The organism is Nocardioides proteolyticus (assembly GCF_051280635.3).
GTDB lineage: Bacteria > Actinomycetota > Actinomycetes > Propionibacteriales > Nocardioidaceae > Nocardioides.
Window position 1 is genome coordinate 1 of sequence record NZ_JBNBPO030000041.1, and the last position, 24,228, is coordinate 24,228.

Below are 24,228 nucleotides of genomic sequence, written 5' to 3' on the forward strand. Positions count from 1 at the left end.
AGCCGGGCCGTCAGCCGGGCCGTCAGCCGGGTCGCCGGCCGGGTCGTCAGCCGGGCCGCCGGCCGGGTCGCCGGCGCCTGTGGGTTCGGCCCGCTCGTCCGGCGGCCCGCCGTCGGGCGGCACGTCGGGGTCGTCGCTCACGCGCCCATTCAACCCGCTGCCGGGTCAGCGGGTCGGCGGTACCGCCGGATGCGGCGCCGAGCCGGGCGCGGCGTACCGGCCGTCGGCGCCGGCGATCAGCTCTCGGCCTCGGCCTTGATCCGCTCGAGGGTCTGCCGCATGCCGTCGCGCAGGGTGCGGGTGAACTTCTGCTGACCGCCGAAGGCGACCTTGGTCAGCTTGAGCGAGATGTCCGAGATGCCCTGCGGCGCCTCGCGGCGCTGAGTCACCTTGGTGCCGCCGGTGGCGGTCGGCTCGAGGGAGAACGACCAGACCGTCCGGTTCTCCTTGATCCGGAACGCGATCTCCTGCTCGGGGACGAAGCGGACGACCTTGCCGTTGGTCGGCCAGACGAGGAACTTGTCGCGGTTGAGGTTGACGAAGGTCGCGCCCTCGCGGACGGCGCCGCCCTTCACCTTCGACCGCAGCACCTGCGGGCTCCACTTGGCCATCGCCGGGATGTCGGACACCAGCGCCCACACCTTGGCCGGCGGGGCCGCGATCTCGATGGAGTCCTCGAGGAGCTTCTCGTACGTCTCGGGCATGGCGGGCACCTCTTCGGTGGTCGGGAGCTGACCCCCGGAAACTAGCCGGGTCGTCGTACGGGCGATAGGTGACCGTCGCCACAGGTCCGTCGTCCGTACGCCGAAACCCGCCACCTCGCGCGCCGAAAGCTGCCCCCTCGCGGGCCGAAAGCTGCCACCTCGCGCGCCAGAACCTGCCACCTCGCGCGCCAGAACGCGCCACCTCGTGGGTCAGCGGGCGGCCCACCACTCCCGGAGGGCGCGGGTGGCGTCCTCCTCCGACATCGGGCCGTTGTCCAGGCGCAGCTCGAGCAGGTACTGGTAGGCCTGGCCGACCTCGCGGCCGGGTGGGATGCCGAGGATCTCCATGATCCGGTTGCCGTCGAGGTCGGGGCGGATGGCCGCGAGCTCCTCCTCCTCCGACAGCCGCTCGATCCGGGCCTCGAGGTCGTCGTAGGTGCGCCGGAGCCGGTCGGCCTTCCTGCGGTTGCGGGTGGTGCAGTCGGCGCGGGTCAGCACGTGCAGCCGCTCGAGCTCGTCGCCGGCGTCGCGGACGTAGCGGCGCACGGCGGAGTCGGTCCACTCGCCGGAGCCGTAGCCGTGGAACCGCAGGTGCAGCTCGACCAGCCTGCTCACGGCCTCGATCTGGTCGTTGGAGAACCGCAGCGCCTTCATCCGCTTGCGGGTCAGCTTGGCGCCCACGACGTCGTGGTGGTGGAAGGTCACCGTGCCGTCGCCCTGGAACCGGCGGGTCCGCGGCTTGCCGACGTCGTGCATCAGGGCGGCGAACCGGGAGACGAAGTCGGGCGCGGCGATGCCGCTGCGCTCGGCCAGCCGCGGCTCGAGGTCGATCGCCTGCTCGAGCACGGTGAGGGTGTGCTCGTAGACGTCCTTGTGCCGGTGGTGCTCGTCGCGCTCGAGCTTGAGCGCAGGCAGCTCCGGGAGGACGTGGTCGGCCAGCCCCGTCTCGACCAGCAGGGTGAGCCCGAGGCGGGGGTGCCGTGCGCAGATCAGCTTGACCAGCTCGTCGCGGACGCGCTCGGCGGACACGATGGAGATCCGGTCCGCCATCTCGGTCATCGCCCGGACCACGTCGGGGTCCACGGAGAACCCGAGCTGGGCGGCGAACCGGGCGGCGCGCATCATCCGGAGCGGGTCGTCGGAGAAGGACTGCTCCGGCGTGCCCGGCGTGCGCAGCACACGGTGGGCGAGGTCCATCAGGCCGCCGAAGGGGTCCTCGATCTCCCGGCCGGGCACCCGCACCGCCATCGCGTTGACCGTGAAGTCACGTCGGCCGAGGTCGCCCGCGAGGGTGTCGCCGTAGGCGACCTCGGGCTTGCGGCTGTCGGGGTCGTAGGCCTCGGACCGGTAGGTGGTCACCTCGACCACCCAGTCGCCCTTGCGGCAGCCAATGGTGCCGAACTCCCGGCCCATGTCCCACCAGGCGTCGCCCCAGGAGCGCAGCAGCCGCTCGGTCACGTCCGGCCGCGCGGAGGTGGTGAAGTCGAGGTCGTTGGAGTGCCGACCGAGCATCGCGTCGCGGACCGGGCCGCCGACCAGCGCGAGCTCGTGGCCGGCCTCGGCGAACCGGGCGCCGAGCTCGTCGATGACGGGTGCGATCCGGTCGAGCTCGGCGGTCACGGACTGCTGGACGTCGACCAGCCGGATCGGCTCGCCCGCAGCGGGCAGGTCAGCGTCGGTCACGCCGGCCGAGTCTAGGCCCGGACGACCCTCGCGCCGGCCCCGGGAGCGGGTGCCCGGGGAACGACCCCCGCCCGACTACCCTCGGAGGGTGGCCCGCCGTCCGTCGTACCTGCATGCCCTCGTGGGCGCGGTGGCGGCGGTCGCGCTCTCGGGCAGCGCGCTGGCCGTCCCGGCGGCCGCCGCGCCGCTGCCCGCACCCCCCGCGCCCGGGCCGGAGGTCTCCGCCCGCGACGGCGCGCAGCCGGCCGCCCGGCAGGGCGCCGGCCACCGGCAGCAGGGCGAGCGCCGGGCCCGCGCCCGCGACGAGTACGACGCGCCGCTGGAGATCATCATCGACGGCCTCACCCCGGGCGTGCTGCCGCGGTCGGGGCCGATCACCGTGCGCGGCACCGTCACGAACGTCGACCTGGAGACGTGGGAAGGCATCAACCTCTACCCGATGTTCGGAGCCGGCCCCGGGTGCACCACCTGCCCGGAGCCGATCACGTCGGCCGACCAGCTGGCCGAGGCCGCCGCCACCGACCCCGAGGCGCCGGTCGGCGAGCGCTACACCGACGTCAGCAACGACGTGGCGCGGCTGCACCCCGGCGAGTCGGCGACGTACTCCATCCGGATCCCCCAGCGGGTGCTCCGCGAGCTCTTCGGGCAGCCGGGGGACGTGGCGGCCGGGGTGTACTGGTTCGGCGTGCACGCCTCGGGCAGCAGCGAGGGCAGTCCGCGTGACGGCTTCGCCGACGGCCGGGCGCGGACCTTCCTGCCCGTCGTCCCCACCACAGTCGACCAGGCGGTCGACACCGCCGTCGTGGTGCCGCTGCGCGGCCGGATCGCCTACGACGCCGACGGGCAGCTCGCCGGCGCCGCGCGCTGGCAGCGGTCGCTGTCCCCGGACGGCGACCTCGGCGGGCCGCTGGCGTTCGGCGCGGCCAGCGGCGTGGAGCCGGTGACCTGGCTGGTCGACCCCGCGATCCCCGACGCCGTGCAGCGGCTCGCTCTCGGCAACCCCCCGCGGGAGGTGCAGCCGGTGCCCGAGGAGACCGAGGAGCCGTCCCCCTCCGAGAGCGCCTCCGCGGACACCGACGACGCGGGCAACGCCGCCGAGGACGGGGCCGAGGAGGCGGCCGTCGATCCCCTGACCCGAGCCGCCGAGAGCTGGTTGCGGCAGGCCGAGATCGCCCTGGGCAACGACCAGGTGGCGACGCTGCCGTTCGGCGACCTCGACGTCGCCGCGGCCGCGACCACCCTGCCCGACCTCTACGCCGCGGCCCGCGAGCACCCCGGTTCGGTGCTGAGCAGCTGGGACATCGAGGGCATGCCGGTGGTCGTCCCGCCGAGCGGCTACCTGGACCGGTCGGGCGTGGAGAGCATCACCGACGGCGCGACCGTGGTGCTGGGCGACGACGCGCTGGTGTCCGAGGCGGCCGAGCGTGCCGCTGACCCGGCGTACATCGGCGACCGGCCGATCCTCGTGCGGTCGGGCGGCGCGGCCGACGGCGGGCCGGGTCCGGACCCGCGGCGGTCGCCGGTCGCCCTCCGCCAGCGGATCCTCGCCGAGGCCGCCGTGCGGCTGCTCCGGTCGCCCGCCACGGAGCCCGACCCGCTGGTCGTGGTGCTGCCCCCCGGTCTGGACGCCGCAGGGGCCAGCACGTTCTGGGAGGGCCTCGAGGTCGACTGGCTGCGCCTGGTCGAGCTCGACGACCTGGTCGGGTCCGGTGGCGGAGCCCCCGAGGACCAGCAGCTCGACCCCGCCCAGCTGGAGTACCCGCAGGAGCAGCAGGTGGACGAGGTCGACGCCGGCGTGCTCGTCGAGCTCGACGGCCTGGTCCGGGACGCGCGGACGCTGCAGAGCGTGCTCGGTGAGGACTACCGGATCTCCGGTCAGCTCCTCGACGAGGCGCTCGCCGGGGCGTCGTACGCCATGCGCGACGACCCGCAGGCCGAGGCCCGACTGGCGCGCACCCGTGGCTGGGTGCGCAACCAGCTCGACCGGATCAGCGTCGACGCGCCCCGCGGCGTGACGCTGTCGGGCACGTCGGGCAGCTTCAACGTCGCGGTCTCCAACAGCCTGGACTTCCCGGTCACCGTCCGGTTGGAGGCGTCCGCCGACTCCGGCGCCCGGATCGACGTGTCGAACCCGATCGTGCTCGCCGCCAACAGCCGGTCCTCGGTGCCGGTCAGCGCGGACATGTCCCGTCCGGGGGTGCACAACGTCAGGCTCCGGCTGACCGACCTCGAGGGCCGGTCGCTCGGCGACACCGACCAGCTGCCCATCCGGTCCGGCCAGGTCGGCGTGGTGATCTGGGCGGTCATCGGCACCGGGCTGGGCATCCTGGCGGTCGCGATCGGGATCCGCCTGTACCGCCGGGTGCGTGGTTCGGGCCGGTCCGCGGACGGGAACGACGAGCCGGGCGAGCCGGACGGCTCCGGCCAGCCGGCCAGCGGCGCCTCGGCGCCCGCCGGCGGGGCTCCGTGAGCGTCGAGCCGTCCCCGGCCGCGACGGCCCGCAAGGGGATCATGGCCAACACCGCGGTGATGGCCGCGGGCACGGTCGTCTCCCGGTTCAGCGGGTTCCTCCGCTCCACGCTGCTGGCGGCGACGCTCGGCATCTCCCTGCACGCCGACATCTTCACGATCGCCAACACGATCCCGAACATGCTCTACATCCTCCTCGCCGGAGGCGTGTTCAACGCCGTGCTCGTGCCGCAGCTGGTGCGGTCGATGCGCAACGACCCCGACGGCGGCGCGGCGTACGTCGACCGCGTGGTCACCCTCGCGATCGGCTTCCTCGCCGTCGTCACCGTGCTGCTCGTGGTCGCCGCCCCGTGGGTGATGGAGCTGGTGCTCAGCAACAAGTTCGACCGCCCGGAGCTCGCCGAGCAGCGCCAGTCCGCCATCGACTTCGCCCGCTACTGCCTGCCGCAGGTCTTCTTCTACGGCATGTTCGTGCTGGTCGGGCAGATCCTCAACGCCCGGGGCCGGTTCGGGCCGATGATGTGGGCGCCGATCGCCAACAACGTCATCGCGATCGGCGTGCTGGTCACCTACCTCCTCGTGTTCGGGCCGGCGGGCGACGCCGAGCAGGAGGGCCCGTTCACCGACGGCCAGGAGGCCCTGCTCGGGATCGGCTCCACCGCGGGCATCGCCGCCCAGCTGCTGATCCTGGTGCCCTACCTCCGGGCGGCCGGGATCCGCTACCGGCCCCGGTTCGACTTCCGCGGCGTCGGGCTCGGCCACACCGCCCGGCTCGCGGTCTGGACGCTCGGCTTCGTGGTGGTCAACCAGGTGGCCTACGTCGTCGTGGTGCGGCTCGCCTCCAGCGGCACCGCCGCCGACGGCGAGGGCACCGGCATCACGATCTACTCCAGCGCGATGCTGGTGGTGATGGTGCCGCACTCGATCATCACCGTGTCGCTGGCGACGGCGATCCTGCCCCGGCTGTCCGCCTCGGCCGCGGGGGACGACCTGCGCGGCCTCGCCGACACCCTCGGCGGCACGATCCGCACGGCGCTCGCGGTCGTCGTGCCGTTCGCGGCCCTGCTGCCGGTGATCGCGCTGCCGCTCGCGCAGGTGGTCTGGGGGCACGGCGCGGCGGCCGACAACTACCCGCGGTTTGAGCCGACGATGGAGCTGTTCGGCCTCGGCATGGTGGTGTTCACCATCCACTACCTGGTGCTGCGCGGGTTCTACGCCCTCGAGCTCAACCGCACCGTCTTCTTCGTGCAGTGCGCGGTCGCCGCGGTCAACATCGGTCTGGCGACCGCCCTCGTCCCGCGGGTCGACCCGCTCTCCACGGCCCCGATGCTGGTCGTCGCCTACACCGCCGCGTACGCCGTTGGCGCCACCCTCTCGGCAGCGCTGCTCACCCGGCGGCTGCGGTCCCCTGGCCCAGCCGGGCCAGCCGGCGCACCGGACCCGGCGGACCCGGCGGACCGGGCGGAGCGCGTCGGCGGCTGGCTCTCCTTCGTCGTCCGGCTCCTCGTCGCGTCGGCCGCCGTGCTGGCCGCGGCAGCGCTGGTGGCCCTCGTGGTCCGGGACACGATCGCGGAGGTCGCCGCCGATCCCGGCTGGGTGTGGGCGGCGGTGCAGGTCGCGGTGGTGTCGGCCGCGGCCGGCGGGACGTTCCTGGCAGCGGCCCGGGTGCTCGGGATCCGCGAGGTGACGACCGTGGTGCACAGCGTCACCGCAAGACTCCGCCGCGGGTGACCCGGTCGGCCTACCATGGGGGCGACCTAGAGAGGACCGGGGTGGGGACGTCGACGCGGCCGGGGGACGTGCTGGCTGGCCGCTACCGCTTGATCGACCTGCTGAGCGAGAGCGGTGGCGGGCGGTTCTGGCGCGCCCACGACGCGGTGCTCGAGCGGTACGTCGCCCTGCACGTGATCGCCGAGGACGACCCGCGGGCGCCGATGCTGGTCGAGGCCGCCCGGACGTCGGCGACGGTGCTCGACTCCCGGATCCTGCGCGTCCTGGACGCGGCCACGGAGGGCGGCCGGTGCTTCGTGGTCAACGAGTGGGGCACCGGGATCTCGCTGGACATCCTGGTCACCCACGCCGGTCCGCTGGGCCCACGCCGGGCGGCCTGGCTGGTGGCCGACGTCGCCGGCGCGATCGCCCAGGCCCACGCCCGCGGCGTGGCGCACGGCCGGCTCAACCCCGAGAACGTGCTGATCGACTCCTTCGGCGCGGTCCGAATCATCGGGCTGTGCGTCGACGCCGCCCTCCACGGTCTGCCGCCCAGCGACATCGACACCGACGTGGAGGACCTCGGCGGGCTGCTCTACTGCGCCCTGACCGGCACCTGGCCCGGTCCGTCGGGGTCGATCGTCCCCGCGGCGCCGCGCGAGAACGACGCCTTCCTCAGCCCGCGTCAGGTCGTCGCGGGCGTCCCGAAGCCGCTCGACGCGCTGTGGCGGGAGTTCGACTGTCCCGGCGACCACAGCCCGGGCCGGCGGCGCTGGCGGGAGCCGGACCACCCCGACGTCTCCTCCGCCCAGGCGATCGCCAACGAGCTGCTGGCCTTCGTCGGCGACCCGACCGGGATGCCGGAGCGGCTGGCCGCCTCGATCCCGCCGATCAACGAGCTCCGTCCGGTGTGGCTCACCGCGGTGGCCGACCCCGCCCCGCACGACTCCACCGGTGACATCCCGGTCGTCGCGCCGGCGGCGGCCCGATCGCCCCACGGCACGACGCGGACGGGCGAGCCGGAGACTGGCGGGGCCCAGAGCGACGGGGCCCAGTCCGGTGCGGCCGCGCGGTCCGGCGAGCCGGTCCGGTCGGCCGCGTCGGCCCAGGCTGCTCAGGCTGCTCGGGCCGATGCCTCGTCGGCCGCCGAGCACGACCTTCCCACCGAGCCGGGCATGCCGGTGTTCGGCGACGAGGACGGCGACGTGGAGTGGCTGCGGACGCGTGCTACGCCGCCTCCGCCGCCACCGCCGTTCGAGGACCCGCCCGAGCGGCCGCTGTTCGCGCCCGACCCTCCCGACGGCGTGGCGGCCCGGCGTGCCAGGGCCGGCGCCGGCCACACCGAGGTGCGGTCTCCGGGCGGGCCGCCGACGGGAGGCAACGGGGTGGTCCCGGGCGGCTACTGGCCGTTCGATCACGATCCCGGCGACCAGACGGCCGAGCACGAGGAGGTGCCGGGCCGCAGCTGGCTGCGCCTGGCGATGGCCTTCGCGGTCGCGCTGCTCCTCCTGGTGGCCGTCGCCGTGGCCTTCAACCTGGGCCGCGGCCGCACGGTGCTCGGCGGCGACCCCGACGACGAGCCCACCCCCGCCCCGAGCGCGTCCGCGAGCCAGGCGCCGGTCCTCTCCGGGATCACGGCCACCGACCTCGACCCGCTCGGCGACGGCGAGGAGCATGCGGGCGAGGCGGCCAACCTGGTCGACGGCGACCCGGCGACCACCTGGAGCACCCAGACCTACGAGGACCAGCTCGGTCCCCCTCCCGGCCTCAAGACCGGCGTCGGCGTGGTCCTCGACCTGGGGCGCACCCGCCAGGTCAGCGCCGTGGAGGTCCAGGCCGGCGAGGGACGGACCCGGCTGGCGCTGCACGCCGCGGACGCTCCGCCGACCGCGGCGCCGACCCGGGCGCCGGTCGCCACCGCGACCGGCTCCGGTCGACTGGTGCTCGCGCCGGAGGACTCGGCCGGCGCACCGACCGCGGTCTCCGCCCGCTACCTTGTCCTCTGGTTGACGTCACTGCCCGAGGTCGACGGCGACTTCCGGGCCGAGCTGTCGGAGGTGGTGGTTCGTGGCCGCTGAGCCCTCCGATCAGGAGCTGCTCGCCGCCCACGTCGCGGGCGACGCCGAGGCCTTCGGCGTCCTGTTCCGTCGCCACCGTGACCGGCTGTGGGCCGTCGCGCTGCGCACGTGCGGCGACCGGGAGACCGCGGCCGACGGCCTCCAGGACGGTCTCGTCGCCGCGTTCCGCCGGGCCGACTCCTTCCGTGGTGACGCCGCCGTGACCACCTGGCTCCACCGGGTGGTCGTCAACGCCTGCCTCGACCGGCTGCGGGCACAGCGCGTACGACGCGCCGAGCCGCTGCCCGACGACCTCGATTTCGGCGACCGCGACGACGGCGGAGTCGCCCGCCAGGTCGCCGTACCACCCACCGCGGCGGCGGACCCCGTCGAGCACACCGTCATGACCGACCGCCGCGAGCGGGTGCGGGCCGCGCTGGCCACGCTGCCGCTGGAGCAGCGTGCTGCCGTCGTGCTGGTCGACATGGAGGGCTACTCCGTGGCGGAGGTGGCCGAGATGCTGGGCTGCGCGGCCGGCACGGTGAAGAGCCGGTGCTCGCGAGCGCGCGCCCGGCTCGCCGGCCTGCTCGGGGACCTGCTGGCCGGCGAGGCCGACGAGGAGGGAGTGCCCGTCGCGGGCGGGAACCGCCCGGCCTCCGCCGACGTCCGACCGATAGCCACCCGCGGCCCTCCGCCGGCGACCGCCGCCCCCACCCCCGACTGAGACGCCGACCGGACCGCCCACCGGACCGCCGACTGGGCCGCCGACCGAGCCAGAGCACAGGACCCCGATGACCGAGACGCCCGAGCACGACGAGCCGCTGACCCCCCGCCAGGAGGCGGCGGTCCGCAGAGCGCTCGCCCAGGCCGGTGGCAGCGAGCCGATGCCGGAGGAGGTCGCCGACCGCCTCGACCGGGTGATCGCCGGGCTGGCGGCCGACCGCGGCACCGTCGTGGCGATGGACGCCGCGGCGATCCGGCGCCGCACCCGGGTGCGGTGGCTGCTCGGCGCGGCAGCCGCGGTCGTCGCGGTGGCCGTCGGCGTCGGCGTCGTCACCGACAACGGCTCGGGCGCGGACAGCATGGCCGCCTCCGAGCAGCTGGCCGAGGACGACCCATCCCGCAGCGGCACCAGCCAGGCGGAGCTGGCGGAGTCCGGCGAGCCGAGCGAGCTGGCCGGCGGCGGTGAGGCGATGGACGACGCTGCGGCGCCCGACAACGGCATGGTCGTCGGCAGCCGCCGGGTGGTGACCCGGAAGCCGCTGCGCGCCGTACGCCCCGACCGGCTCCGCGCCGACCTGGTCGCGGTGCAGCGGGCGAGCCTGCCGCGCTCGGTCGACTACGGCAGGTCGACGCTGACCGCGCCCAAGGGCTTCATGTGCGAGCAGGGTGCCTACGGCCGGGGCTACCTCGTCGGCGTGGAGTACGACGGCGGGCCGGCCCTCGTGGCGTTCCGGGAGCCGATGGGCTCCACCCAGGTCGCCGAGGTGCTCGCCTGCGGCACCGGCTACGTGCTGCACTCCACGACCCTCAACGTCGCCGACTGACCTGCGCCCGCGGCCGGCCCCTGACCGGCAGGTGACCGGCCCGTGTCCCGGCCGCTGACCGGCCGCGAGCCCACGCCGCCTGCGGCCGGGGAATCCGGCGGCCTACGATCGGGTTGCACCGAGCAAGCCGTGCCGCGCACGATCCACCAGCCTGGGAGACCCATGTCCGAGTCAGCTGCGACCACCGAGCCCCGCAACGTCATCGTCATCGGGTCCGGCCCCGCCGGGTACACCGCCGCGATCTACTCCGCGCGCGCCGCCCTGGAGCCGCTGGTCTTCGAGGGATCGGTGACGGCCGGCGGTGCGCTGATGACCACCACCGAGGTCGAGAACTTCCCCGGCTTCCGCAACGGCATCCAGGGACCCGACCTGATGGACGAGATGCGGGCCCAGGCCGAGCGGTTCGGCGCCGAGCTGGTCGCCGACGACGTGGTCGAAGTCGACCTCACCGGTCCGGTGAAGGTGGTCAAGACGGCCACCGACACCTACACCGCCCGCGCGGTGGTGCTCGCGACCGGATCGGGCTACCGCAAGCTGGGCCTGCCCGACGAGGAGCGGCTCTCCGGCCGTGGCGTCTCCTACTGCGCGACCTGCGACGGGTTCTTCTTCCGCGAGCAGCGGATCGCGGTCGTCGGCGGCGGTGACTCCGCCGTCGAGGAGGCCACCTTCCTCACCCGGTTCGGCTCGAAGGTCTCCCTGATCGTGCGCCGCGACGAGATGCGGGCCTCGAAGATCATGCAGGAGCGGGCCTTCGCCGACCCCAAGCTGGAGATCGTGTGGAACTCCGTGGTCGACTCGATCAACGGCGAGGAGTCCCTGGAGTCGCTGACCCTGCGCGACACCGTCACCGGAGAGAAGTCCGAGCTCCCCGCCACCGGCCTGTTCGTGGCGATCGGCCACGAGCCGCGCTCGGAGCTGCTCGCCGGCCAGGTGCACCTCGACGAGAACGGCTACGTCCTCGTCCAGCCCGGCTCCACCGCCACCAACCTGCCCGGCGTCTTCGCCAGCGGCGACCTCGTCGACCACCGCTACCGGCAGGCCATCACCGCGGCCGGCAGCGGCTGCGCGGCGGCTCTGGACGCCGAGCGCTACCTCGCCGAGCTCGACCACCTGGCCGCGACGGCCACGGTCGACGCCTGACCGCCCGACAGGCCGGGAACAACCCGGCCGCCGGCAGCGTTCACCCAGGACACCAGCCAGTCGCCGTACACCAGCGATCCACACGCACGAGGGGAAGATCCGTGGGCAACATCGAAGCCGTCACCGACGCCGAGTTCGAGGCGCAGGTCCTCAAGTCCGACAAGCCCGTCCTGGTCGACTTCTGGGCGGAGTGGTGCGGTCCCTGCCGCCAGGTCGCCCCGATCCTCGACGAGATCGCCACGCAGCACGGCGACAAGGTCACCTTCTACAAGATGAACGTCGACGAGAACCCGGTCACGCCGGCGTCCTACCGCGTCACGGGCATCCCGACGATCAACGTCTACCAGGGCGGCGAGGTCGTGAAGACGATCGTCGGCGCCCGCCCCAAGGCCGCGATCCTCAACGAGCTCGACCAGTTCATCAACGCCTGACCGCGCGAGCCGCTCGCGCAGCGGCCGCCGAGCCTCGCGACAGCCCCCAGCCTCACCGCTGGGGGCTGTCTGCTTCCCGGGGGACGGGTGTCGGCGCGTGCCGCGGGCGTCGTACGGCGCCGACGAGCCGCCCCCACACGGCCTCGACCTCGTCGCGCCAGCTGACCAGCGACCGCAGCTCCATCCGCATCCGGGGCGTGCTCGGGTGCGGGCGGTGGGTCTTGAACCCGACCCGGGCGAGGAACTCCGCGGGCACGACACAGCCGGCGGCGGGCGCGTGCAGCCTGGTGGCCAGGTCGGTGCGGGCGAAGGCCTCCACCGCGCGGATGCCGTCACGGCCGACCAGGTCGCGGGCCATGCCCTGGACCAGCAGCCGGCCGAGCCCGCCCCCCGCGTGCCGCGGCTCGACCCAGGCGGTGGTCAGGAGCACCGCGTCGGGAGAGACCGGTGCGGTGGGGAAGGCGGCGACGCCCGGCACGAACGCCGCCGGGGCGTAGACGAGGTAGCCGGCGGGCCGGCCGTCCACCAGCGCCACCCGCCCGCACGACCCCCACTCCCGGAGCACCTCCGAGACCCACGCCTCCTTCTCGCGGACCCGGTCCTCCGGCGCCAGCCGCTCCCGGTGCACCGGGTCGCGCTCCCAGAACAGGCAGGAGCGACACGGTGCGTCCAGCGCCTCGAGGTGATCGAGGGTGAGCGGCACGCTCGAACGGGCCATCAGCGCCTCCCGGGGTCCTCCGTCGATGGTAGGCCCGGAAACCGGCTGGCGGCAGCCTGCGAGAATGAGGCGGTGCGCAAGATCCGCCAGAGCCAGAAGCTCCGCAATGTCCGCTACGACGTGCGGGGTCCCATCCTCGTCGAGGCCCAGCGGCTGGAGGCCGAGGGACACCGGATCCTCAAGCTCAACATCGGCAACCCGGCACCCTTCGGCTTCGAGGCGCCGGAGGCGATCCTCGCCGACGTGATCCACCACCTCCCCGAGGCCCAGGGCTACAGCGACTCCCGGGGCATCTACTCCGCCCGCACCGCGGTCGCGCAGTACTACCAGTCCCGGGGCCTGCGCGAGGTCGAGGTCGAGGACGTCTTCATCGGCAACGGCGTCTCCGAGCTGATCTCGATGGTGCTGCAGGCCTTCGTCGACGACGGCAACGAGGTGCTGGTCCCCGCGCCCGACTACCCGCTGTGGACCGGCGCGGTGTCGCTCTCCGGCGGCACGCCCGTGCACTACCGGTGCGACGAGGAGAACGGCTGGATGCCGGACCTCGCCGACATCGAGTCGAAGATCACCGAGAACACCCACGCGCTGGTCATCATCAACCCCAACAACCCCACCGGCGCGGTCTACAGCAAGGAGATGGTGGAGCGCCTCGTCGACATCGCGCGCCGCCACCAGCTGGTCGTCTTCGCCGACGAGATCTACGAGAAGATCCTCTTCGACGACGCCGTCCACCACCACGCGGCCGCGGCGGCGGGCAACGACGTCCTCTGCCTGACCTTCAGCGGCCTGTCGAAGGCCTACCGGGTGTGCGGCTACCGCGCGGGCTGGGTGATGGTGTCGGGCCCGAAGGAGATCGCCGAGGAGTTCCTCGAGGGCCTCACCCTGATCGCCAACATGCGGATGTGCGCGAACGTGCCGGCGCAGCACGCCATCCAGACCGCGCTCGGCGGCTACCAGTCCATCAACGAGCTGATCGTGCCGGGCGGGCGGTTCTACGAGCAGGCGATGCTGGCCGACCGGCTGCTCAACGAGATCCCCGGGGTGTCCTCGGTGCGTCCGCGCGGGGCCCTCTACTGCTTCCCGCGCCTGGACCCGGAGGTCTACCCGATCGACGACGACGAGCAGTTCGTGATCGACCTGCTGCGGGCCAAGAAGATCCTGGTCACGCACGGCACCGGCTTCAACTGGTTCGAGCCCGACCACTTCCGGCTCGTCACCCTGCCCGACGTCGACGTGCTGGAGGACGCCATCGGGCGGATCGCGGACTTCCTCGCCACCCGGCGGTGAGCGTCCGCCGCTGGCGGGGCTGACAGACTGGGCGGAACGACCGACCCGAAAGGCACCGATGCTCGACATCACCTACCCGCCCGTCATCGTCACCGCCAAGGTGCTGTTCAAGGTGCTGGGGCAGAGGTTCCAGCTCTCGGGCACCGAGAACGTGCCGCGCAAGGGCGGTGCGCTGCTCGCCATCAACCACACCGGGTACGTCGACTTCATCTACGCCGGGCTGGGCGCGCACCCGTCCAAGCGCCTGGTCCGGTTCATGATCAAGCGCGAGATGATGGACAAGCCGGGCGTCGGCCACCTGCTGCGCTCGTTCCACCACATCCGCGTCGACCGGGCCTCCGGGGTGCAGTCGGCGAGGGAGGCGGTGGAGTACCTCCGGGCCGGCGAGGTCGTGGGCATCTACCCAGAGGCCACGATCTCCCGCTCGTTCGAGATCAAGGAGCTCAAAACCGGCGCGGTGCGGATCGCGGCCGAGGCCGGCGTACCGCTGATCCCGGTGATCGTGTGGGGCCCGCACCGGCTGATGACCAAGGACCACCCCCGCGACTTCTCCCGCTCCCGCAAGACCATCGCCGTCAAGGTCGGCGAGCCGCTGCACCCCACCGGCGCGGACCCGGTCGCCGAGACCGCCGAGCTCCGCGCCCGGATGGGCGCGATGCTCGACGAGGTGCTGGAGGCCTATCCAGCGGAGGAGAAGCCGCCGGGCGCCTGGTGGATGCCCGCCCGGCTCGGTGGCGGGGCACCCACGCCCGAGGAGGCCGCCCGGCTCGACGCGGAGGAGCAGCGCGAGCGGGCGGCGCGGCGCGCGGCCAAGCGGGCGGCAGAGCAGGCCGAGGGCGAGTAGCCAGGTCGACAGGACGACTTGTCACCTTGTCGACAGGTCGTTTTGTCGACAAAGCGATGCGGTCCGGCACGACCGGCTCGCGCGGCGTGCCGTCGTACCGCGCAGCGCCTGGTGCGTGTACGTGGTTGGTGTGGTCGGTGGGGCCGATGAGGTCGTGCCCGGAGGGTCCTGCGACTTCTGGGCCATTGCAATGGCCGCGAAGTGCCGGAATCACCGGTTGACCGGTGATTCCTGCGTACCCACCAACCGGCCCGCCACTACCGCGGCGCTCAGATCGGCCGGTCCGCCCGGTTCCGGGGGTCGATCAGGTCGACGATCCGCTGGAGGTCGCCGGTGTTGGCGAACTCGATGGTGATCCGGCCCTTGGCCTTGCCGAGGTCGACCTTGACCCTCGTCTCCAGCCGGTCGGCGAGCCGGTCGGAGATCTCGGCGAGGCCGGGCGCGCTGGGCTTCGCCCGCCGCTTGCGGGCCGGCTCGTCGCCGGTCTCGCCCACCGCCACGATCTCCTCGAGGGCGCGCACCGAGATGCCCTCGGCGACCACCCGCTGCGCCAGCCGGTCCTGCACGTCGGCGTCTGGGATGCCGAGGAGGGCGCGGGCGTGGCCGGCCGACAGCACGCCGGCCGCGACCCGGCGCTGGACGGCGGGGGAGAGGCGGAGCAGGCGCAGGGTGTTGCTGATCTGGGGCCGGGAGCGACCGATCCGCTGGGCGAGCTCGTCGTGGGTGCAGGCGAAGTCCTCGAGCAGCTGCTGGTAGGCGGCCGCCTCCTCGAGCGGGTTCAGGTTGCTGCGGTGGAGGTTCTCCAGCAGCGCGTCGCGCAGCATGTCGGTGTCGTCGGTCTCGCGGACGATCGCCGGGATGGTCTCCAGGCCGGCCTGCTGCGTCGCCCGCCACCGGCGCTCACCCATCACCAGCTCGTAGGCGTCCTCGCCCGTCCGACGCACCACCACCGGCTGCAGCAGCCCGATCTCGCGGATCGAGTGCACCAGCTCGGCCATCGCCTCCTCGTCGAAGACCTGGCGCGGGTTGACGGCGTTGGGGCGGATCTGCCCGACCGGGATCTCGGCGAAGAAGGCGCCGTCGACGGGCGCCAGACCCGGATCTTCGATCTGCGGGCCTGCCGCGGCGTCGACGGACCCTGGGTCCGGCGTGGCGCTGGGAGGCGCTCCAGCGGAAAGGTCCGGATCCCGGACCTCGGAGTTGACAGGAGCACCGGTCGGGATCAGCGATCCGAGGCCGCGACCGAGGCCACGGCGCGGGGCGTTGCCACTCATGCCAGGCTCCCTCGGGTGACGATCTCGCGCGCTGCTTCGAGGTAGCTGAGCGCCCCGGGCGACCCAGGGTCGTAGGTCATCACGGTCTGTCCGTACGACGGCGCCTCCGAGACGCGCACCGAGCGCGGGATCGCGGTGCGCAGCACCTGGTCGCCGAAGTGATCGCGCACCTCGTGGGCGACGCCGGCGGCCAGCCGGGTGCGGGCGTCGTACATGGTGAGCACGATGGTGGACACGGCGAGCTCCGGGTTGAGGTGCGCCCGCACCATGTCGACGGTCGAGAGCAGCTGCCCGAGTCCCTCGAGGGCGTAGTACTCCGCCTGGATCGGGATCAGCATCTCCGCGCCGGCGACCAGCGCGTTGAGGGTGAGCAGCCCCAGCGACGGCGGGCAGTCGATGAAGACGTAGTCGAACCGCTCCTCGCCCACCGCGGCGGCGGAGCCGATCCGCGGGTGCGCGTCGAGCGCCTTCTTCAGCCGCTGCTCCCGGGCGACGACGCTGACCAGCTCGATCTCGGCGCCGGCGAGGTCGATGGTGGCGGGCACGACCCAGAGTCCCGGGGCGTCCGGGCACGGCTGCACGATGTCGGTGATCGCGGCACCCTCGACGAGCAGCTCGTAGGTCGACGGCGTGCCCCGGTGGTGGTCGATGTTGAGGGCGGTGGACGCGTTCCCCTGCGGGTCCAGGTCGATGACCAGGACCCGCTGGCCCAACTGGGTGAGTGCCGCGGCGAGGTTCACCGTGGACGTCGTCTTGCCGACGCCGCCCTTTTGGTTGGCGACCACGAACACCCGCGTCTCGTCCGGCCGGGGCAGCTGCTCCTGGGGTACGCCGGCCCGGACGAGGACGGTCGCCTGCGCCGCCCGCGCCAGGGGAGTGAGGTCGTCGTCGAAGCTGGCCGCCCGCTCGGCGAGCTGAGCGGCGGTGAGCACCGCCGAGGTGCCTCCGGGCGCGGCGCCGAGCGTGGTTCCACGTGAAACCTCGACGTCGTCCGCCGGCCCGGTTTCACGTGAAACGGACTCCGGAACCGGCGTGGAACCGTCCTCGGGAAGGCCGCCGGTCGACCCCTGGGGAACGGCGCCGTCCTGTGGAGAAGTTCGGTCGTCCTGTGGAGAGACACGCTCAGCGGCGGCATCTGGACCGGTGGAAAACTCGGACTCCGAGCTCGACGTATCACTCACGTCTTCCTCCTCTTGTTCCGCGAAGCCCCGCGGCGGGCTGCTCGCGGAGCCGCCTTGCGGGTGCCGTGTGCAGCTGGGGTGCCGAGAGCCGGCCACGATACCCGCGCCGGATCGGCCCACGCGATCCGCACGACGCGAATCGGCTCGACGCCCAGCCCAGGGTCGACGTCCGCGCCGAGTACCTCCACCTCGGGCGACGCGCAGCCCAGGGCCCGGAGGTGGTCGCGTGCGGCGTCGATCTCGGCCTCCGCGCTCTCGCCCTTCATCGCCAGGAGCGCGCCCTCAGGGGCGACGAGCGGCATGCACCAGTCGGCCAGGCCGTCGAGCGGCGCCACCGCCCGCGCGGTGACCACGTCGAACCGCGCCTCGCCGTGGAGCGCGTCGGCACGCATCCGCCGGACGGTTACGTTGTCGAGGCCGAGGTCCGCGACGACCTCCTCGAGGAACGTGGTGCGGCGCAGCAGCGGCTCGATCAGGGTCAGCTCGACGTCGGGACGTGCCAGCGCAAGCACGATGCCCGGCAGTCCGGCGCCGGATCCGACGTCCGCGACCGAGCCGCCCGCAGGCAGCGCCGGCGCCAGCAGCGCACAGTTGACGATGTGGCGCTCCCAGAGCCGCGGTGCCTCTCGGGGGCCGATCAGCCCGCGGAGCACCCCGTCGGTGGCGAGCAGCTGCGCGTAGCGGACGACCAGGTCGACCCGCTCCCGCGGGAAGACGGCCCTCAGCGCCGGCGGCGGAGCAGGCGGCGCTCCCTGCGGCGCGGCATCGTCCTCCGCCTCCGCCGGCGTCGAGCGGTCCTCCGGTTTCACGTGAAACAGCGACCGAGCACGGCGGTCAGTCGTCAGCCGGCAGCACGACCACGTGACGGCGCGGCTCCACACCGGCCGACTCCGACCGAAGGCCGGCCTCGGCCACGGCGTCGTGCACGATCTTGCGCTCGAACGGGGACATCGGCTCTAGCGAGACCGGCTCGCCGGACTCCTTGACCTGCGCCGCCGTCTCGGCACCCAGCTTCGTCAGCCGGGACCGCTTGTCGGCGCGGAAGCCGGAGATGTCGAGCATCAGCCGGGACCGCTCGCCGGTCTCCCGGTAGACCGCGAGCCGGGTCAGCTCCTGGAGCGCCTCCAGCACCTTGCCGTCGGGGCCGACGAGCTCGGAGAGGTCTGCGCCGACGATGGACACGGCCGCGCGGTCGGCCTCCACGTCGATGTCGAGGTCGCCGTCGAGGTCGGCGATGTCGAGGAGTTCCTCGAGGTAGTCCGCGGCGATGTCGCCCTCCTGCTCCAGGCGGGCCACCCGCTCCTCGTCCGACTCGATGCGGGCGTCGTCGACGACCTCGTCGGTCTCCGGCGCGGACGTCATGGCCTCGGTCTCGGAACTCACTTCTGGTCTCCCTGGGTCGTGGGCTTCGGGGTGGACGGGCGACTGCCGCCACCGCCGGTGGTCTTCTTGCGCTGCGAGCGGGTCTGCCGCTTCGGCTGCTGCCGGGTCGAGGGCCGGGCCTGGCTGCCGTTCTCCGGCGTGGGGGAGTCCGGCGCCTCGTACGCCTCGATCGGCGTGCCGTGCTTGGCCGCCTTCGCCTTGTCGCGCTCCTGCTTCGCCTTGAACGCGGGCGTCCCCGGCGCGGGGTTGTTGCGGATCACGTAGAACTGCTGACCCATGGTCCACAGGTTCGAGGTGGTCCAGTAGAGGAGCACACCGATCGGGAACGCGACGCCGCCGAGACCGAACGCCACCGGCAGGATGTACAGCAGCATCTTCTGCTGCTGCGCGTAAGGACCGGTCATCGCGTCGGCCGGCATGTTCTTCGCCATCAGCTGGCGCTGGGTGAAGAAGGTGGTCGCCGTCATCGCCAGCACGAGGCACAGCGCCACGACCATCACCAGGCCGTTCGGGTCGTCACCCCAGGTGCGGGCTCCCCAGAAGGAGTCCGCGAGCGGGATCTGCCCGAACACGTCGGACTGGCCGAACTGCCGGGCGCGCTCCTCGTCGAGGAAGCCGTGCGCCTTGTTGTGCTTGGCCGCCTGATCGAGCAGCCGGAACAGCGCGAAGAAGATCGGCATCTGCAGCAGGATCGGCAGGCAGGACGCGAACGGGTTCGTCCCGGCGTCCTTGTACAGCTTCATCGTCTCCTCGGCGAGACGCTGCCTGTCGTGCCCGTACTTCTTCTGCAGCTCGCGCACCTTGGGCTGCAGCAGCTGCATGTTGCGGCTGGACTTGATCTGCTTGACGAAGAGCGGGATGAGCGCCGCCCGGATCACCAGGGTCAGGCCGATGATCGACAGGGCCCAGGACAGGCCGCCGTCCGGGTCGAGGCCCAGCAGGGTGAGAAGCTCGTGCCACCCGATGAGCACTGCGGAGATGATGTAGTACAGCGGCACCATGATGAAGTGGCCGATGTCGCCGATGATGCCCACGGATCAGGCTCCTTGCTCGGGTCGGGTTCCGGCGGCCGAGGCCGCCCGGATCGGGGGAACAGTCGGGGATACACGCATGGCGGCCGGGTCCTTCGCGGACCGGGTCCGCCGACGCCGGGGCGGCACGTGGTCGACGCCGCCGGGCGACCAGGGGTGGCAGCGCAGCAGCCGTCGTACGGCGAGCCAGCTGCCCCGCACGGCACCGTGCACCCGCAGCGCCTCGACGGCGTAGGCCGAGCACGAGGGGTAGTAGCGGCAGGTCGGCCCGAGCAACGGGCTCACCAGCAGCTGGTAGAGGCGGACCAGGGCGATCAGCGGCCACTTCATGAGGCGTCCTGCCGCGCCACCCTCGCGAGGCAGCGGTCCAGGTCGGCCACCAGCTCGCCGTACGTCGCCTCCGCGGCCGCCGGCTGCGCGCGGACCACCAGCACCGAACCGCCCGGCAGCTCGTCGAGGCGTGCCTGCACGGCGTGCCGCAGCCGACGCTTGACCCGGTTGCGGGTGACGGCGCTCCCGACCGCCTTGCTCACCACGAAGCCGGCCCGGGCCGGGGCGGCCGAGGGCGCGGAGGGCGATCCGATCGCGGGCATGCCGGACGCCTGCTGCCCGTCGGGGAGCAGCAGGTGGGTCACGACCGCGCGGGTGCCGGCCCGGCGCCCCTGGCGACTCGCCGCCCTGAATCCCTCAGGGTCGGTCAGCCGGTGGGCGGCGGCGAGCACGGTCAGCGCTCCAGGCCGGCGGCCCGGAAGCAGGCGCGGTCGGCGAGCAGGCTCGCCCTCATCTGCGCCGACGACACGCTCGGCTCAGACGCTCAGGCTCTTGCGGCCCTTCGAGCGACGGTTGGCCAGGATGGCCCGACCGGCGCGGGTGCGCATCCGCAGACGGAAGCCGTGCACCTTGTGGCGACGACGGTTGTTCGGCTGGTACGTGCGCTTGCTCACGATCGACCTCTCAGGTGCAATGTCGGGAAGGGCCCTCCGGCACCCCGAGGCCCGCGCCTGATCGAGCGGCAGCGGACGCACGCGGTCCGTCGGCCGGCACCGCGCAGCCACGAAGGACCGCTCCCCGAGGAGCTCGTCGTGGACATGCGGCACCGGTCGACGCCGGATGACCCACAAACGGTACGCGCAGCCGTGATCGGGGGTCAAACCGACGAGGCCCCGGCGAGGGACGTGGCGGGGCCTCCACCAGTATCCCCAAAACCTGTGGAGAACAGGTTGATCCGTGGCAGGCTCGCGGTTAGGTTCGACCAGTCCGGGATTCCCCGCCGGCTCTGGAGCACCCCTCGACCACCCGGCCGCCGGTCGGTCGCCACGACCTACGATGGCGTCTCTGACCTGCGGCGATGCGCGATCGGGGCTTGTTCGGAGCGGCCCTGGTCCCCCCGCAACCGCAGGGTGGTGCAATTGTTCACATCCTGTGGACAAAGTTGTGGACCCCCACGAGTGACCAGCGAGAGGTGTGGCGTGACCGGCATCCCGGACCAGCCCGAAAGCGACCCCCAGGCGACGCTCGAGCGGGAGTGGTCGGCGGTGGTCGGCGAGCTCCAGGCCCACCAGCGCGCCTGGCTCCAGGCGAGCAAGCCGGTCACCCTGCACGGCACGACCGCGATCGTCGCGGTCCCCGACGACTTCACCCGCAAGCGCCTCGAGGGCCGGCTCCGCGGCCAGCTCGAGGACGCGCTCACCGAGCGGTTCGGACACGAGGTCCAGCTCGCCGTCACCGTCGACAGCTCGCTGAGCCACGACGCGGCGCCGGACCCCGTCGCGACGTACGACGACGACCCGGCGTACGACGCGACGTTCGAGCGTCCTGGCGACATGTCGACAAAGCCACAAGGCGATTCATCGACCCGCCACTCCGGCGCCGGGCGGGACGTCGACACCGACCCGGGCTTCGACGCCCCGGTCCAGGGCGGGTTCGACGGCGGGTTCGACGGTGGTTTCGAGGGCGCCGACCTGGCCGCGGCCCACGCCGCCGGACCCTCCGCCACCGGGGCGGGGGAGAGCCGGCTCAACCCGAAGTACACGTTCGAGACGTTCGTCATCGGCTCCTCCAACCGCTTCCCGCACGCCGCCGCCGTGGCGGTGAGCGAGGCGCCGGGCAAGAGCTACAACCCGCTGCTGGTCTACGGCGAGTCCGGCCTCGGCAAGACGCACCTGCTGCACGCCATCGGCCACTACGTCCGCACCATCTACTCCGGCTCGAAGGTCCGCTACGTCTCGAGCGAGGAGTTCACCAACGAGTTCATCAACTCCATCCGCGACGACCGCGCCGACCGCTTCAAGCGCAAGTACCGCGACGTCGACGTGCTGCTCATCGACGACATCCAGTTCCTGGAGGGCAAGGAGCAGACGCAGGAGGAGTTCTTCCACACCTTCAACACCCTCCACAACGCCAGCAAGCAGATCGTGCTGACCTCCGACCGCCCGCCGAAGCGGCTGGAGGCCCTGGAGGACCGGCTGCGCAACCGGTTCGAGTGGGGGCTGATCACCGACGTGCAGCCGCCCGACCTGGAGACCCGGATCGCGATCCTGCGCAAGAAGGCCGCCATGGACCGGCTCACGGCGCCCTCGGACGTGCTGGAGTTCATCGCCAGCAAGATCCAGACCAACATCCGCGAGCTCGAGGGTGCCCTGATCCGGGTCACCGCCTTCGCGAACCTCAACCGCCAGGACGTCGACATGACCCTGGCCGAGATCGTGCTCAAGGACCTGATCCCCGAGGGCGGCGAGCCGGAGATCACCGCCTCGCTGATCATCGCCCAGACCGCCGCCTACTTCGGGCTCTCCATCGAGGAGCTGACCGGCCCCAGCCGCGGGCGTCACCTCGTGATGGCCCGGCAGATCGCGATGTACCTGTGCCGCGAGCTCACCGGCCTCTCCCTGCCCAAGATCGGGGCCCAGTTCGGCAACCGCGACCACACGACGGTGATGTACGCCGAGCGGAAGATCAACCAGCTGCTCGGCGAGCGGCGGGCGGTGTTCAACCAGGTCTCCGAGCTCACCAACCGGGTGAAGATGCAGGCGCGTCAGGGCTGAGACCCTGTGGAGGAGCGGCCCGGAATTGTGCGAACTACACGGGGAGGATTCCGTGGAGGCACCGGGCGGGTCCTCGACAGGCCGACCCGAGTGCACACCCGCCGCCGCTTCGTCCCGGATCCGTCCACAGGACCGGACCACAGGCCCCGAGCCGCCCCACCTGCGGAAACGGTGGTTCTCCACAGTTTCCACCCCTCCTATGACCACTCCCTGTCTACCTACGACGCCTCGAACCGCGGAACTCCTCCGCGCCGTCCACCTGTGGACGGACTCCGGCCCCGGCACCACCCGGCCGGACCAACGCGGATCCCGCTCGCAGCACGAGCTCACCCGTGCCGGTCCCGCGGCCGCAGCGGACGTGGCAGGATGCAACCCCACACGGGCGCGACTTGCAGATCTGTAGTTCCCCGCCGCCCGCCGCCATCGAACTCGTGAGAGGTACGCCGACGTGAAGTTCAGAGTCGACCGCGACGTCCTCGCGGACGCCGTCGCCTGGGCCGCCCGCAGCCTCCCCGTCCGGCCCAGCGCACCGGTGCTCGCCGGGCTGCTGATCGAGGCCGGCGGCAGCGCAGGCGAGGGTCTGGTGCTCTCCACGTTCGACTACGAGACCTCGGCCCGCGCCACGCTCACCGCCGAGGTCAGCGACGAGGGCAAGGCGCTGGTCAGCGGCCGGCTCCTGGCCGACATCTGCCGCAGCCTGCCCGACAAGCCGGTCGACCTGACCCTCGACGGCGCCCGCGTCTCCCTGACCTGCGGCTCGTCCCGGTTCTCGCTGCAGACCATGCCGGTCGAGGACTACCCCTCCATCCCCGAGATGCCCGCCGCTACCGGCACCGTGCCCAGCGAGGTCTTCGCCCACGCCGTCGCCCAGGCGGTCACCGCCGCGGGCCGCGACGACATGCTGCCGGTCCTCACCGGCGTCCGCCTCGAGATCGAGGGCGACACCATCGCGCTGCTCGCCACCGACCGGTTCCGGCTCTCCCAGCGCGAGCTCGCCTGGAACCCCGGCACCCCCGACGCGTCGCTGGCCGCCCTGGTGCCGGCCAAGGTCCTCGGCGACACAGCCAAGTCCCTGACCGCAGGCCCCGAGGTCACCATCGCCCTGTCCGCGTCGGGCTCCGGCGACGGGATCATCGGCTTCGAGGGCACCGGCCCCGGTGGTGTGCGGCGTACGACGACGCGGCTCCTCGACGGCGAGTTCCCGAAGGTGCGCAGCCTGTTCCCGACCGAGCGGCTGACGGTGGCGAAGATCGACCGGCTCAAGCTCATCGAGTCGGTCAAGCGGGTCTCGCTGGTCGCCGACCGCAACACCGCGGTGCAGCTGACCTTCCGCGACGGCACGCTGACCCTCGACGCCGGGTCCGGCGACGACGCCCAGGCCTCGGAGTCGGTCGCCGCCGACACCACGGGCGAGGACCTGGTCACCGGCTTCAACCCGCAGTTCCTCCTCGACGGCCTGACCGCCATCGACGAGCCGGTGGTGGAGCTGGCCTTCACCCAGGCGTCGAAGCCGGTGGTGATCAGCGGCACGGCCGAGGAGTCCGACGCCGAGGGTGGGGGCTCCTTCCGCTACCTGCTGATGCCGCGCCGCCTGCTCAGCTGACTGTGAGGATTCCCTTCGCAGCCTGATGGTGCTGGGCTGTGGGCAGGCAACTGCGAGCGTGACCCTTCGGCTGACTGGCTCAGTGCCTTTGACGGGACTTGTCCGCTCGTGGTTACCGGCCC

The 24,228-nt window shown here is 72.8% G+C and carries 22 protein-coding genes; 11 read left to right on the forward strand and 11 right to left on the reverse strand.

Annotation, left to right across the window (positions count from 1 at the left end; all coding sequences use genetic code 11):
• Positions 1 to 236: 236 nt before the first annotated feature.
• Both ACPOLA_RS18185 and ACPOLA_RS18190 read right to left on the reverse strand, forming a co-directional pair.
• Positions 237 to 704, reverse strand: coding sequence for an SRPBCC family protein (locus ACPOLA_RS18185; protein ID WP_435771920.1), 468 nt, complete (start codon positions 702 to 704; stop codon positions 237 to 239).
• 210 nt (positions 705 to 914) lie between these two features.
• On the reverse strand, positions 915 to 2,351 hold the full coding sequence (locus ACPOLA_RS18190) for a CCA tRNA nucleotidyltransferase (RefSeq protein ID WP_435771939.1): 1,437 nt from the start codon (positions 2,349 to 2,351) through the stop codon (positions 915 to 917).
• Between the two features lie 124 nt (positions 2,352 to 2,475).
• On the opposite strand from ACPOLA_RS18190, the gene ACPOLA_RS18195 reads away from it, so the two are divergent.
• The 7 genes from ACPOLA_RS18195 (at position 2,476) to trxA (ending at position 11,741) form a co-directional block, all read left to right on the forward strand.
• Entirely contained in the window at positions 2,476 to 4,857 is a 2,382-nt protein-coding gene (locus ACPOLA_RS18195; RefSeq protein ID WP_435771921.1) for a DUF6049 family protein, read from the forward strand.
• Complete coding sequence (gene murJ / locus ACPOLA_RS18200) at positions 4,854 to 6,587, forward strand: murein biosynthesis integral membrane protein MurJ (RefSeq protein WP_435771922.1); 1,734 nt, start codon at positions 4,854 to 4,856, stop codon at positions 6,585 to 6,587. Before ACPOLA_RS18195 ends, murJ begins: the two co-directional genes overlap by 4 nt.
• Before the next feature lie 41 nt (positions 6,588 to 6,628).
• Positions 6,629 to 8,644 (forward strand): hypothetical protein, encoded by a 2,016-nt coding sequence (locus ACPOLA_RS18205; protein ID WP_435771923.1) that lies wholly within the window; start codon positions 6,629 to 6,631, stop codon positions 8,642 to 8,644.
• Positions 8,634 to 9,347 (forward strand): RNA polymerase sigma factor SigM, encoded by a 714-nt coding sequence (gene sigM, locus ACPOLA_RS18210; RefSeq protein ID WP_435771924.1) that lies wholly within the window; start codon positions 8,634 to 8,636, stop codon positions 9,345 to 9,347. Before ACPOLA_RS18205 ends, sigM begins: the two co-directional genes overlap by 11 nt.
• Before the next feature lie 67 nt (positions 9,348 to 9,414).
• Complete coding sequence (locus ACPOLA_RS18215) at positions 9,415 to 10,170, forward strand: hypothetical protein (protein ID WP_435771925.1); 756 nt, start codon at positions 9,415 to 9,417, stop codon at positions 10,168 to 10,170.
• Between the two features lie 162 nt (positions 10,171 to 10,332).
• A complete protein-coding gene (gene trxB, locus ACPOLA_RS18220) occupies positions 10,333 to 11,310 on the forward strand; it encodes a thioredoxin-disulfide reductase (protein WP_435771926.1) in 978 nt (325 codons plus the stop codon).
• Positions 11,311 to 11,411: 101 nt separating this feature from the next.
• Positions 11,412 to 11,741: a thioredoxin gene (gene trxA / locus ACPOLA_RS18225; RefSeq protein ID WP_435771927.1), complete on the forward strand. Its 330-nt coding sequence runs from the start codon at positions 11,412 to 11,414 to the stop codon at positions 11,739 to 11,741.
• A 52-nt stretch (positions 11,742 to 11,793) separates the two neighbouring features.
• Here the strand turns inward: trxA and ACPOLA_RS18230 are convergent, their stop codons facing one another.
• Complete coding sequence (locus ACPOLA_RS18230) at positions 11,794 to 12,459, reverse strand: GNAT family N-acetyltransferase (protein WP_435771928.1); 666 nt, start codon at positions 12,457 to 12,459, stop codon at positions 11,794 to 11,796.
• 72 nt (positions 12,460 to 12,531) lie between these two features.
• Between ACPOLA_RS18230 and ACPOLA_RS18235 the strand changes: the two genes are divergently transcribed.
• On the forward strand, positions 12,532 to 13,746 hold the full coding sequence (locus ACPOLA_RS18235) for a pyridoxal phosphate-dependent aminotransferase (protein WP_435771929.1): 1,215 nt from the start codon (positions 12,532 to 12,534) through the stop codon (positions 13,744 to 13,746).
• 58 nt (positions 13,747 to 13,804) lie between these two features.
• Positions 13,805 to 14,590, forward strand: a complete 786-nt coding sequence (locus ACPOLA_RS18240; RefSeq protein WP_435771930.1) for a lysophospholipid acyltransferase family protein — start codon at positions 13,805 to 13,807, stop codon at positions 14,588 to 14,590.
• A 269-nt stretch (positions 14,591 to 14,859) separates the two neighbouring features.
• On the opposite strand, the gene ACPOLA_RS18245 is transcribed toward ACPOLA_RS18240, so the two are convergent.
• The 8 genes from ACPOLA_RS18245 to rpmH all read right to left on the reverse strand — a co-directional run bounded on the left by ACPOLA_RS18245 (position 14,860) and on the right by rpmH (position 20,403).
• On the reverse strand, positions 14,860 to 15,864 hold the full coding sequence (locus tag ACPOLA_RS18245; RefSeq protein ID WP_435771931.1) for a ParB/RepB/Spo0J family partition protein: 1,005 nt from the start codon (positions 15,862 to 15,864) through the stop codon (positions 14,860 to 14,862).
• The gene (locus tag ACPOLA_RS18250; protein WP_435771932.1) at positions 15,861 to 16,796 is read right to left on the reverse strand and encodes a ParA family protein; all 936 of its coding nucleotides are present in this window, start codon (positions 16,794 to 16,796) and stop codon (positions 15,861 to 15,863) included. Before ACPOLA_RS18250 ends, ACPOLA_RS18245 begins: the two co-directional genes overlap by 4 nt.
• 245 nt (positions 16,797 to 17,041) lie before the next feature.
• Complete coding sequence (gene rsmG, locus ACPOLA_RS18255) at positions 17,042 to 17,854, reverse strand: 16S rRNA (guanine(527)-N(7))-methyltransferase RsmG (protein WP_435771933.1); 813 nt, start codon at positions 17,852 to 17,854, stop codon at positions 17,042 to 17,044.
• Between the two features lie 25 nt (positions 17,855 to 17,879).
• Positions 17,880 to 18,407: a Jag family protein gene (locus ACPOLA_RS18260; RefSeq protein WP_435771940.1), complete on the reverse strand. Its 528-nt coding sequence runs from the start codon at positions 18,405 to 18,407 to the stop codon at positions 17,880 to 17,882.
• 17 nt (positions 18,408 to 18,424) lie between these two features.
• Positions 18,425 to 19,429: a membrane protein insertase YidC gene (gene yidC, locus ACPOLA_RS18265; RefSeq protein ID WP_435771941.1), complete on the reverse strand. Its 1,005-nt coding sequence runs from the start codon at positions 19,427 to 19,429 to the stop codon at positions 18,425 to 18,427.
• Between the two features lie 36 nt (positions 19,430 to 19,465).
• The gene (gene yidD, locus ACPOLA_RS18270) at positions 19,466 to 19,789 is read right to left on the reverse strand and encodes a membrane protein insertion efficiency factor YidD (protein ID WP_435771934.1); all 324 of its coding nucleotides are present in this window, start codon (positions 19,787 to 19,789) and stop codon (positions 19,466 to 19,468) included.
• The gene (rnpA, locus tag ACPOLA_RS18275) at positions 19,786 to 20,181 is read right to left on the reverse strand and encodes a ribonuclease P protein component (RefSeq protein ID WP_435771935.1); all 396 of its coding nucleotides are present in this window, start codon (positions 20,179 to 20,181) and stop codon (positions 19,786 to 19,788) included. Before rnpA ends, yidD begins: the two co-directional genes overlap by 4 nt.
• An 84-nt stretch (positions 20,182 to 20,265) precedes the next feature.
• A complete protein-coding gene (rpmH, locus tag ACPOLA_RS18280; RefSeq protein WP_435771936.1) occupies positions 20,266 to 20,403 on the reverse strand; it encodes a 50S ribosomal protein L34 in 138 nt (45 codons plus the stop codon).
• Positions 20,404 to 20,928: 525 nt separating this feature from the next.
• Between rpmH and dnaA the strand changes: the two genes are divergently transcribed.
• Together dnaA and dnaN are read left to right on the forward strand one after the other, a co-directional pair.
• Positions 20,929 to 22,503: a chromosomal replication initiator protein DnaA gene (dnaA, locus tag ACPOLA_RS18285; RefSeq protein ID WP_435771937.1), complete on the forward strand. Its 1,575-nt coding sequence runs from the start codon at positions 20,929 to 20,931 to the stop codon at positions 22,501 to 22,503.
• A 448-nt stretch (positions 22,504 to 22,951) separates the two neighbouring features.
• Positions 22,952 to 24,106 carry a DNA polymerase III subunit beta gene (gene dnaN, locus ACPOLA_RS18290; protein WP_435771938.1) on the forward strand — a complete coding sequence of 385 codons (1,155 nt, stop codon included), beginning with the start codon at positions 22,952 to 22,954 and terminating at the stop codon, positions 24,104 to 24,106.
• Positions 24,107 to 24,228 lie beyond the last annotated feature (122 nt).